This window comes from Mycolicibacter kumamotonensis (genome assembly GCF_002086285.1).
Lineage (GTDB): Bacteria > Actinomycetota > Actinomycetes > Mycobacteriales > Mycobacteriaceae > Mycobacterium > Mycobacterium kumamotonense.
Map to the genome: position 1 here is coordinate 100,631 of NZ_MVHU01000014.1, position 10,088 is coordinate 110,718.

Annotated in this window: 12 protein-coding genes and 1 pseudogene; 9 read left to right on the plus strand and 4 right to left on the minus strand. The window is 69.1% G+C overall.

The features are described 5' to 3' along the window. Positions 1-2: 2 nt before the first annotated feature. Positions 3-1,127, minus strand: a complete 1,125-nt coding sequence (locus BST28_RS11545; RefSeq protein WP_065289421.1) for an NDMA-dependent alcohol dehydrogenase — start codon at positions 1,125-1,127, stop codon at positions 3-5. Between the two features lie 68 nt (positions 1,128-1,195). Continuing rightward, positions 1,196-1,939 (minus strand): glucose 1-dehydrogenase, encoded by a 744-nt coding sequence (locus BST28_RS11550; protein WP_065289422.1) that lies wholly within the window; start codon positions 1,937-1,939, stop codon positions 1,196-1,198. A 48-nt stretch (positions 1,940-1,987) separates the two neighbouring features. Between BST28_RS11550 and BST28_RS11555 the strand changes: the two genes are divergently transcribed. The 3 genes from BST28_RS11555 to BST28_RS11565 are packed head-to-tail and all read left to right on the plus strand — an operon-like array spanning position 1,988 to position 4,128. Next, entirely contained in the window at positions 1,988-2,827 is an 840-nt protein-coding gene (locus tag BST28_RS11555; protein WP_065289423.1) for an alpha/beta hydrolase, read from the plus strand. Between the two features lie 45 nt (positions 2,828-2,872). Continuing rightward, positions 2,873-3,625, plus strand: a complete 753-nt coding sequence (locus tag BST28_RS11560) for a DUF2786 domain-containing protein (RefSeq protein ID WP_065289431.1) — start codon at positions 2,873-2,875, stop codon at positions 3,623-3,625. Then, on the plus strand, positions 3,622-4,128 hold the full coding sequence (locus BST28_RS11565) for a TIGR04338 family metallohydrolase (RefSeq protein ID WP_065289424.1): 507 nt from the start codon (positions 3,622-3,624) through the stop codon (positions 4,126-4,128). Before BST28_RS11560 ends, BST28_RS11565 begins: the two co-directional genes overlap by 4 nt. 43 nt (positions 4,129-4,171) lie before the next feature. On the opposite strand, the gene mymT is transcribed toward BST28_RS11565, so the two are convergent. Then, positions 4,172-4,318 (minus strand): copper-binding metallothionein MymT, encoded by a 147-nt coding sequence (mymT, locus tag BST28_RS11570; protein WP_019737964.1) that lies wholly within the window; start codon positions 4,316-4,318, stop codon positions 4,172-4,174. A gap of 120 nt (positions 4,319-4,438) precedes the next feature. Between mymT and BST28_RS11575 the strand changes: the two genes are divergently transcribed. Both BST28_RS11575 and BST28_RS11580 read left to right on the plus strand, forming a co-directional pair. After that, positions 4,439-5,098 carry an O-methyltransferase gene (locus BST28_RS11575; RefSeq protein WP_065289425.1) on the plus strand — a complete coding sequence of 220 codons (660 nt, stop codon included), beginning with the start codon at positions 4,439-4,441 and terminating at the stop codon, positions 5,096-5,098. Between the two features lie 128 nt (positions 5,099-5,226). Then, positions 5,227-5,670, plus strand: coding sequence for an SPW repeat protein (locus BST28_RS11580; RefSeq protein WP_083081116.1), 444 nt, complete (start codon positions 5,227-5,229; stop codon positions 5,668-5,670). Positions 5,671-5,725: 55 nt separating this feature from the next. Here BST28_RS11580 and ilvD read toward each other — a convergent pair whose 3' ends face one another. Further along, positions 5,726-7,447 carry a dihydroxy-acid dehydratase gene (gene ilvD / locus BST28_RS11585; protein ID WP_065289427.1) on the minus strand — a complete coding sequence of 574 codons (1,722 nt, stop codon included), beginning with the start codon at positions 7,445-7,447 and terminating at the stop codon, positions 5,726-5,728. Positions 7,448-7,524: 77 nt separating this feature from the next. On the opposite strand from ilvD, the gene BST28_RS11590 reads away from it, so the two are divergent. The 4 genes and pseudogenes from BST28_RS11590 to BST28_RS11605 all read left to right on the plus strand — a co-directional run. After that, positions 7,525-8,118: a DUF305 domain-containing protein gene (locus BST28_RS11590; RefSeq protein WP_083081129.1), complete on the plus strand. Its 594-nt coding sequence runs from the start codon at positions 7,525-7,527 to the stop codon at positions 8,116-8,118. Next, the gene (gene ricR / locus BST28_RS11595) at positions 8,115-8,408 is read left to right on the plus strand and encodes a copper-sensing transcriptional repressor RicR (protein WP_019737970.1); all 294 of its coding nucleotides are present in this window, start codon (positions 8,115-8,117) and stop codon (positions 8,406-8,408) included. Before BST28_RS11590 ends, ricR begins: the two co-directional genes overlap by 4 nt. Before the next feature lie 79 nt (positions 8,409-8,487). Further along, entirely contained in the window at positions 8,488-9,699 is a 1,212-nt protein-coding gene (locus BST28_RS11600) for an MFS transporter (RefSeq protein WP_065289428.1), read from the plus strand. Positions 9,700-9,860: 161 nt separating this feature from the next. Next, positions 9,861-10,088: pseudogene (locus tag BST28_RS11605) on the plus strand (L,D-transpeptidase); the annotation flags it as partial.

Genomic DNA, 10,088 nt, shown 5'->3' on the forward strand with positions numbered 1-10,088 from the left:
GGTCACCAGTCCGATTCGTCGTAGGTGATGACGCCGCGGATGTTCTTGCCGTCGACCATGTCGGCGTAGCCGTCGTTGATGTCCTCGAGTTTGTAGGTCGTGGTGATCATCTCGTCGATCTTGAGCAAACCGGACTTGTAGAGGCCCACCAGCCGCGGTGTCTCGATGTGCGAGCTGCCGCCGCCGAAGATGTTGCCCTTCAACGTCTTCTGCAACATGGTGAACAGGAACAGGTTCAGCTTGACGTCCGCGTCGACCATCGAACCCATGCCGGTGACCACGCAGGTACCGGTCTTGGCGGTCAAGGTCAGGGCCTCTTCGATGTACTCGCCCAACATGTCACCGACGGCGATGATCACCTTGTCGGCCATCAGGCCCCACGTCTCCTCCATGACCGGCATCAGTGCCTCGGACATCGACGGGTAGACATGGGTCGCCCCGAACTTGACGGCCGCATCGCGCTTGAACGGCACCGGGTCGATCGCGATGACGCGCCGGGCGCCGGAGAGCACCGCGCCCTGCAGGGCGCTCATGCCGATCCCGCCGACGCCGATGATGATGACGGTCTCACCGGGCTTGACCTCGGCGACGTTGGTGGCCGACCCGAATCCGGTGGGCACCGCGCAGCCCATGATCGCCGCGGTCTCGAACGGCACGTCGGGATCGATCTTGACCACCGAATCGGCGTGCACGGTCATGTACGGGGAGAAGGTGCCGAGCAGGTTCATCGGGGAGACCGGCTGGGATCCGGCGTGGATCCGGTTGGTGCCGTCGGCGATGGCCTTGCCGCCCAGCAGCACGGCTCCGCGGTCGCACAGCGAGCGGAAACCCTTCATGCACGGCGGGCAGGAACCGCAGGCCGGGATGAAGGCCATCACCACATGGTCGCCCTCTTCCAGGCCGGTCACGCCCTTGCCGACCTTGGTGATGACGCCGGCGCCCTCGTGCCCGCCGAGCGCCGGCAGGCCGATCGGGGTGGCCCCGGTGGTCAGGTGGTAGTCGGAGTGGCACATGCCCGCGGCGTGCATCCGGACCTGGACCTCGCCTTCGACCGGGTCGCCCAGCTCGATCTCGTCGACCCGCCACGGCGAGTTCAGCTCCCACAACAATGCGCCCTTGGTCTTCATGACCGGCCATCATAGAACACGTTCCAGAAGCCGCCTCGACGGGCGCTCTCAGCTGGGAAAAAGCGGTCCTAACCGGTCTTGTGTGGAATTCCCACGGACAGGCCCCCGTCGATCACCAGATCGGAACCGGTCATATACGAGGACTCGTCGGAGGCCAGGAACACCACCGCGGTGGAGACCTCCGCGGACTTGGCGCCCCGGCCCAGCGGAATCTGCAGGGAGTCGTCGGGGATCGCGATCGTCATCCGGGTGCGGATCAGTCCGGGCAGCACGCTGTTGATCCGGATGTTGTGTGGCGCCAGTTCCACCGCGGCGGCCTTGGCCAGCCCGCGCACCCCCCATTTCGACGCGACGTAGCCGTACAGGCCGGCGGTGCCCCGCATCCCTTCGACCGAGGAGATGTTGATGATGGAGCCGCCGCCGGCGGCCTTCATCGGGGCGACCGCGGCGTGCATGCCCAGCATGGTGCCGGTCAGGTTGACGTCGAGAACCTGCTGCCACGCGGCGGCGTCGAAGTTCTCGATCGTGTTGTACTTGGCGATCCCGGCGTTGTTCACCAAGACGTCGAGGCTGCCGAAGCCCTCGACCGCGGTCGCGACGGCCGCTTGCCAGTGCTCGGCCCGGGTGACATCGAGGTGGGCGAACCGCGCGGTGTCGGCCCCCAGCTCGTCGGCGAGCTTGGCGCCCTCCTCCTCGAGGATGTCGCCGATCACGATCTTCGCGCCCTCGGCGGCCAGTGCCCGGGCGTGCGCCGCGCCCATGCCGCGCGCGCCGCCGCTGATCAGGGCGACCTTGCCCTCGACTCGTCCCATGGCGCCTCAGGTTACCGGGGCCCGGTGTTTGCCCGTTACGCTGCCCTGATGGCCGTCACCCGCACCGAGCGAACGTTCGACGGTGTCCGCGGAGTGCGGATCGTCTACGACACCTGGACGCCGGACACGACGCCCCGCGCCGTGGTGGTGCTCTCGCACGGCTTCGGTGAGCACGCCCGCCGCTACGACCACGTGGCGGCGCGGTTCGGCGAAGCGGGGCTGGTCACCTATGCGCTGGATCACCGTGGCCACGGCCGGTCCGGGGGCAAGCGGGTGCTGGTCCGCGACATCGCGGAATACACCGGCGACTTCCACACCTGCGCGGATATGGCTGCCCGCGAGCACCCCGGGCTGCCGCGAGTGGTGCTCGGGCACAGCATGGGCGGGGCGATCGTGTTCAGCTACGGAGTGGACCGCCCCGACGACTACCAGTTGATGGTGCTGTCCGGGCCTGCGGTGGACATGGCCGCCACGGTGTCGCCGTTGCTGGCGTTCGCCGCCAAAGTGCTCGGCGTCATCGCGCCCGGGCTGCCGGTCGAGAAGCTCGACAGCAGCCTGGTGTCCCGCGATCCGGCGGTGGTGGCTGCCTACGACAACGACCCGCTGGTGCATCACGGCCGGGTGCCGGCCGGGGTGGCGCGGGCGCTGATCAAGGTCGGCGAGACCATGCCGTCGCGGGCGGCGGCACTCACCGCACCGCTGCTGGTGGTGCACGGCGCCGAGGACGGTCTGATCCCCGCCGAGGGCAGCAGGCGGCTGGCCGAGAGCGTCGGGTCCGAAGACCTGCGGCGGATCGTGTACCCGGGTCTGTACCACGAGGTGTTCAACGAGCCCGAGCGTGCGCAGGTGCTCGACGACGTGGTGGGCTGGATCGACGCGCACCTGTGACTCGCCGTCGGCGCGGTGTCGCTCGCGTCGGTTAGCGTGGCCGACATGAGCACCGACGACAAGATGTTGGCGCGCATCGCCGCACTGCTGCGCCAGGCCGAAGGCACCGACAATGTGCATGAGGCCGACGCGTTCATGTCCGCGGCGCAGCGGCTGGCCACCGCCACCTCGATCGATCTGGCGGTGGCGCGGGCGCATTCCGCCACCCGGACCGCGGCCACCGCGCCCGTGCAGCGCACCATCACCATCGGGTCGCCCGGGGCCCGCGGGCTGCGCACCTACGTACAGCTGTTCGTCGGGATCGCCGCGGCCAACGACGTGCGGTGCGACGTCGCGTCGAACTCCACGTTCGTCTATGCCTACGGTTTCGCCGAGGACATCGACGCCACGCACGCCCTGTATGCGAGCCTGGTCGTCCAGATGGTGCGGGCGTCGGACGCCTACCTGGCTACCGGGGCGCATCGGCCCACGCCGACCATCACCGCCCGGCTCAATTTTCACCTCGCGTTCGGTGCCCGGGTCGGCCTGCGGCTGGCCGAGGCTCGGGACGAGGCCCGCAAGGAGGCCGAGACGGACCGCCGCCGTTCTCCGGGCACCGCGCTGGCGTTGCGTAACAAGGAGATCGAGCTGCGCGACTATTACCGCAGCGCGTCGCAGGCCCGCGGAACCTGGCGCGCCACCCGGGCCTCGGCGGGGTACTCCTCGGCAGCCCGGCGGGCCGGGGACCGGGCCGGCCGGCGAGCACGGCTGGGCGGGGATGCCGAGCTGTCGGTGGCGCGGTCCGCGCTGGAGCGGTGAGCGAGCGTTCCGAGCGCGACACCCAGCGCGCCAAGGTCTACGCCGCGGAGGCCTTCGTGCGCACCTTGTTCGATCGCGCCGGCGAGCGCGGATCGGGCGACATCGACTTCTTCGGCACCAGGTTGACCCTGCCCCCGGAGGCCCGCTTCGGCTCGGTGGCGGCGGTACAGCGCTACGTCGACGACGTGCTGGCGCTGCCGTCGGTGCGCAGCCGGTGGCCGGGTGCGGCGGGATTGAGTGTGCGCGCCCGCCGCGGCGCTACCGCGGCGCATTACGAAAACCAAGGTGCGGCAGGCGTTATCGCTGTGCCGGACCGGCGCGAGGGGGACTGGGCGCTGCGGGAACTGGTGGTACTGCACGAGATGGCCCACCATCTGTGCGACATCCGGCCGCCGCACGGCCCGGAATTCGTTGCCACGCTGTGCGAGCTGGCCGAGATCGTGATGGGTCCCGAACTGGGCCACGTGCTGCGGGTGGTGTACACCAAGGAGGGCGTCCGGTGACGCACAACGGTCGAGGTTGTGCGTCACCGGACGCCGTCGGTCATCAGCTGACGGGGACCAGATCCTCACCGCACGTGCATTTGTAGGCCGCGCCGGCATCCGGGCAGTGGCACGCGGATTCGATACGGACTCGGCATCCGCAGTCACCGTGACCACAGGTCAGCACCGTTCCTGCCTCGTAGTTCGCCATGGGTCGTTCCTTCCTGTGAGATCCGGCGGGGCGCCGGTCCGATTGACTATATACCCTATAGGGGTATGGGGTAAAGGGCCAGAGGGCGGAAATTTCGGTCGAGGGCTACCCTCGGTGGGCGTGACCGAAACTCCCACGCCCCGCGACGTCGACGCCCTGCTGGACCGCATCTTCGCCGGTGACGACCGGGATCTGCAGGCCGCGCTGGCCGCCAGTGACGCGGCCGGTTTACCGGCGATCGCCGTCTCGGCCCAGCAGGGCAAGTTCTTGAGTCTGCTGGTCGCCGCCACGCGCGCCACCCGCATCCTGGAGATCGGGACGTTGGGCGGCTACAGCACGATCTGGCTGGCGCGCGCCGCCGGGCCCGACGGCACGGTGGTCACGCTGGAGTACGAGCCGAGGCACGCCGATGTCGCCCGGGCCAACCTGGACCGCGCCGGAGTCGGTGACCGGGTGCGGGTGATCGTCGGTCCGGCGCTGGAGACCCTGCCGACGCTCACCGGCGATCCGTTCGACCTGGTGTTCATCGACGCCGACAAGGAGAACAACGTCGGCTACCTCAATTGGGCGGTGAAGCTGTGCCGTCCCGGGTCGGTGATCGTGGTGGACAACGTGATTCGCGACGGAGCGATTCTGCAGCCGCGGCCCGACGACGTTACGGCGCGCGGCAGCCGCGACGCGTTGGAGCTGATGGGCGAGCACCCGAATCTGCAGGCGGCGGCGCTGCAGACCGTCGGCGTCAAAGGCTGGGACGGTTTCGCGTTGGCCGTGGTCGGATAGCGCCGGCCGGCCGCGAATCGCCGCCCATTTCTTCGTTGCTGGCCAGCGGTGGTCGAGCGTAACCTTTCATCAGATGGATGGGTGCAGCGGGCACCAAATCACCTGCTGCATAACAGAAAGGTTACGAAATGAGTACAGTCCATTCATCAATCGAACACCACCCTGATCTGTTAGCTCTGCGCGCACGCTACGAGCGTGTCGCCGAGTCGATGTCCGCTCAGGGAACCTTCGGATTGACGGTGCTGGCGGCCGTCTACGGGGCGGTGTCCCCGTGGATCGTCGGATTCGATGCCACCACCAGGCTGGCCGTCAACAACCTGGTCGTGGGACTCTGCGTCGCGTTCCTGGCGTGCGCGATGGCCGCGGCGCTGGACCGCGTGCACGGGTTGGCGTGGACCCTGCCGGCGTTCGGGGTGTGGTTCATCGTGTCGCCGTGGATCGTGATGGACGGATCGCCGAGTGCGGAGATGATCTGGTCCAACGTGATCACGGGTGCGTTGCTGACGATCCTCGGCTTGAATGCCGCGTACTTCGGCATGCGGGCTCGGGGCGAGGCGGCCAGACACACCTGACCCGGGGTGGGCCTGCTCGCAGGCCCACCCGCGCTGGAAAATCGCAGAAGGAGGTTTACCCGCAGACCGCGCCGATAGCCGCCGAACCCACCAGCTTGCGGTACTTCGCCAGCACGCCGGTGGTGTAGCGCGGCTGGGGAGGTGTGAAACCCTCGGCGCGGGAAGCGAATTCATCCGGATCGGCCACAACGTCCAGGGTCGCGTTGGCCACGTCGAGCCGGATCTTGTCGCCGTCGCGCAGGAACGCCACCGGCCCGCCGTCCACCGCCTCGGGGGCGATGTGGCCCACGCACAGCCCGGTGGTGCCGCCGGAGAACCGGCCGTCGGTCAGCAACAGCACGTCCTTGCCCAGGCCGGCGCCCTTGATCGCGCCGGTGATCGCCAGCATCTCGCGCATCCCGGGCCCGCCCTTGGGGCCCTCGTAGCGGATCACCACCGCGTCTCCCGCGCTGATCGTGCCGTCTTCCAGCGCATCCAGCGCCGCCCGCTCGCCGTCGAAAACCCGTGCGGTGCCCTCGAACACGTCGGTGTCGAAGCCGGCCGACTTGACCACCGCGCCCTCCGGGGCCAGTGAACCGCGCAGGATGGTGATGCCGCCGGTCGGGTGGATGGGATTGGTCAGCGCGTGCAGCACCTTGCCGTCGACGATCGGGGGGTTGAGCTCGGCGATGTTCTCCGCCATCGTCTTGCCGGTGACGGTAAGGCAGTCGCCGTGCAAGAGGCCGGCGTCCAGCAGGGTCTTCAGCATGACCGGCACCCCGCCGATCTTGTCGATGTCGAACATCACGTGCTGCCCGAACGGTTTCACATCGGCCAGATGCGGCACCTTGGCGCCCACCCGGGAGAAGTCGGCCAGGGTCAGATCGACCTGCGCCTCGTGAGCGATCGCCAGCAGGTGTAGCACCGCGTTGGTGGAGCCGCCGAACGCCATCACCACCGCGATCGCGTTCTCGAACGCCTCCTTGGTCAGGATGTCGCGGGCGGTGATGCCGCGGCGCAGCAAATCCACCACGGCCGCCCCGCTGCGCCGGGCGTAGCCGTCGCGACGCCGGTCGGCCGACGGCGGCGATGCGCTGCCCGGCAGCGACATGCCGAGCGCCTCGGCGGCACTGGCCATGGTGTTGGCGGTGTACATGCCGCCGCAGGCGCCCTCGCCGGGACAGATGGACCGCTCGATCTCGTCGACGTCCTCGCGCGACATCAGCCCACGCGAACAGGCCCCGACCGCCTCGAAGGCGTCGATGATCGTCACCTCGCGCTCGGTGCCGTCGGAGAGCTGGGCGTAGCCGGGCATGGTCGAGCCCGCGTAGAGGAACACCGCGGCCAGGTCGAGGCGCGCCGCGGCCATCAGCATCCCGGGCAGCGACTTGTCGCAGCCGGCCAGCAGCACCGAGCCGTCGAGCCGTTCGGCGCACATCACCGTCTCGACGCTGTCGGCGATCACCTCGCGCGACACCAGTGAGAAGTGCATGCCCTCGTGCCCCATCGAGATGCCGTCGGAGACCGAGATGGTGCCGAACTCCAGGGGATACCCGCCGGCTTCGAAGACGCCTTCCTTGGCGGCCTTGGCCAGCCGGTCCAGCGACAGGTTGCACGGGGTGATCTCGTTCCACGACGACGCCACACCGATCTGGGATTTGGCGAAGTCGTCGTCGCCCAGGCCTACCGCCCGCAGCATCCCGCGGGCGGCGGCCCGTTCCAGGCCGTCGGTGACGTCGCGGCTGCGCGGTTTGATGTCGGCGGACGCCCGTGTGGCGTCGGTGTTCCCAGAATTCACCAGCTAAGTATGCCGGTCTGGGGTGAGCGGACCAAACGAATATAATACCCCGCGGGGGTATGCGCTAGAGTGTGCGCATGAGATCAGCCCTTGCCGTCGTCGTCGCGCTCGTCGTCAGCATCGCTGCCGGTGCCTGCCACCGCTCGTCGCCGGAATCGGCGCCGGAGACCTCCGCGTCGACCAGTCCGGCGGCGGCCAACACCGGCAGCCCCGGCGACATCGCGTTCCTGGAGAACATGGTCGTCCACCACCAGCAGGCGCTGGAGCTCACCGCCATGGTCCGCGGGCAGAGCGACGATCCGGCCCTGGTCGAACTCGCCGACCGGGTCGGCGCGCAGCAGCGGGCCGAACTGCAGGGCTGCCAGGCCCAACTGCTGCAGTGGGAGGCGCCCGACGATTCGTCCGGCGGGAACGACGGGCACCCGGACCAGGCCGACATCCCGGGCATGGTGGATCAGGCCACCATGGACCGGCTGCGGGAACTGCGCGGCCCGGCGTTCGACAAGCTCTGGCTGGAGTCGATGATCTCCCACCACCGTGGCGCGATCGCTATGGCACACAACGAGATCCAGCATGGCCAAAGCCCGGAGGCGATCAGCATCGCGCAGTCCCTGGCGGCACGACAGCAGACCGAGATAGATCAGATGAATCAACAGTTGGGGACGCTATGACCACCGATGCTCCCGGGTACTCCCCGCGGAAAGACAACTACGCCAAGCGGCTGCGCCGCATCGAGGGGCAGGTACGTGGCATCGCCAAGATGATCGACGAGGACAAGTACTGCATCGACGTCCTCACCCAGATCAGCGCGGTGAACAACGCTTTGCGCTCGGTGGCGCTGAACCTGCTCGACGAGCACCTGGTGCACTGCGTCCGCGGGGCCGTCGCATCCGGCGGTGAGGAGGCCGATGCGAAACTGACCGAAGCCTCGGCCGCTATCGCGCGGCTGGTTCGTTCCTGACCCTCGCGCCGTTACCATGTGATCCAGCAGTTACCGGGAGCGCGATGCGCCAACTACCACTCGACGCTGCCCCCACACCATGACTGTCGAAACTGGAAACACCCGAACCGGTCCGTGGACGCCCCGGATCACGGCGCAGTTGGCCATCCTGGCGGCGGCCGCGTTCATCTACGCCACGGCCGAGATCCTGCCGGTGGGCGCGCTGCCGGCGATCTCCGAGGGCCTGGGCGTCAGCGAGGCGCTGGTCGGGACCCTGCTGGCCTGGTATGCGGTGGTGGCGGCGGCGACGACGATTCCACTGGTGCGCTGGACCGCGCACTGGCCGCGCCGCCGGGTGCTGCTGCTGACCCTGTTCTGCCTGACCACCTCGCAGGTGATCTCGGCGATGGCGCCGAACTTCACCGTGCTGGCCGCGGGCCGGGCGCTGTGCGCCGTCACCCACGGGCTGATGTGGTCGGTGTTGGCGCCGATCGCCACCCGGTTGGTGCCACCCAGTCATTCCGGCCGGGCGACCACGGCGATCTACGTGGGCACCAGCCTGGCGCTGGTGGTCGGTATCCCGCTGACATCGGCGATGAGCCTGCTGTGGGGCTGGCGGCTGGCCGTCGTGGTCATCACCGTGGCGGCGGCGACCATCACCGTGGCGGCCCGGGTCGCGCTGCCCGCGCTGGTGCTCAGCACCGGCCAGCTGGCGCTGGTCGGGCGGCATCACCACCGCAACGGACGGCTGCTGGGGGTGAGCTCGCTGATGCTGATCGCCGTCATCGGCCACTTCATCTCCTACACGTTCATCGCGGTGATCATCGGCGACGTGGTCGGTGTACCCGGGGCACGGCTGGCCTGGCTGCTGGCGGCGTTCGGCGTGGCCGGCCTGATCGCGATGCCGCCGCTGGCCAGACCGCTGGATCACCGGCCCAAGGCGATCACCGGCGGCTGCATGGCCGCGATGTCGGCGGCTTTCGTCGTCCTGGCGGTGCTGTCGATCAACGGGCACCACAGCACCGGCACGACGGTGGCGGGGGCCGCCGCGATCGTGTTGTGGGGGGCGATGGCGATGGCGGTGTCGCCGATGCTGCAGTCGGCGGCGATGCGCACCGCCCCCGACGACCCCGACGGTGCGTCGGGGCTGTACGTGACGGCGTTCCAGATCGGCATCACCGGCGGTTCGCTGGCCGGGGGTCTGCTGTTCGAGCGGGCCGGAACGCCGGCGATGCTGTGCGCATCGGCCCTGCTGGTGGGCGTCTCCGCGATCGGCATCGCGGCCAGCAAGCGGCTCTTCGTTGTTCCCTGACGCGGCGGGGGCGGTAACGTTCGCCACTACACCGTGGCTTAAACCTCCAGCTCATCGTGGTGTGAGGGTTGGTTTTGCCGTGTTTTCGGCTCGCCGCACGAGTTAGCTGACAAGCGTCCTGTGCCACACTTGAAACCAAGATTGTGACCGGAGGTACACACATGTCGGGATTCAAGCTCGCGGGCATCGGCGCCTGGCTCGGCGCCGCGGGAATGGCCGCGGTGCTCACGCTGGGCTGCGCACCGGCGGCGCTGGCCGACCCGCCGCAGCAGCCCGGCGACCCGGCGCCGGTGGACGCCGGCCCGGTCGATCCAGCCGGGCCGCCGCCGGGGCCGGAGCTGCCGCCACCACCGGCGCCTTTCCCGCCCCCCTTCCCGCCGCCCGCCGAC

Coding starts and splice junctions, on each gene's coding strand:
- BST28_RS11545 (WP_065289421.1), bottom strand. CDS start 1,127: ATGAAGACCAAGGGCGCATTGTTGTGGGAGCTGAACTCGCCGTGGCGG.
- BST28_RS11550 (WP_065289422.1), bottom strand. CDS start 1,939: ATGGGACGAGTCGAGGGCAAGGTCGCCCTGATCAGCGGCGGCGCGCGC.
- BST28_RS11555 (WP_065289423.1), top strand. CDS start 1,988: ATGGCCGTCACCCGCACCGAGCGAACGTTCGACGGTGTCCGCGGAGTG.
- BST28_RS11560 (WP_065289431.1), top strand. CDS start 2,873: ATGAGCACCGACGACAAGATGTTGGCGCGCATCGCCGCACTGCTGCGC.
- mymT (WP_019737964.1), bottom strand. CDS start 4,318: ATGGCGAACTACGAGGCAGGAACGGTGCTGACCTGTGGTCACGGTGAC.
- BST28_RS11580 (WP_083081116.1), top strand. CDS start 5,227: ATGAGTACAGTCCATTCATCAATCGAACACCACCCTGATCTGTTAGCT.
- BST28_RS11590 (WP_083081129.1), top strand. CDS start 7,525: ATGAGATCAGCCCTTGCCGTCGTCGTCGCGCTCGTCGTCAGCATCGCT.
- ricR (WP_019737970.1), top strand. CDS start 8,115: ATGACCACCGATGCTCCCGGGTACTCCCCGCGGAAAGACAACTACGCC.
- BST28_RS11600 (WP_065289428.1), top strand. CDS start 8,488: ATGACTGTCGAAACTGGAAACACCCGAACCGGTCCGTGGACGCCCCGG.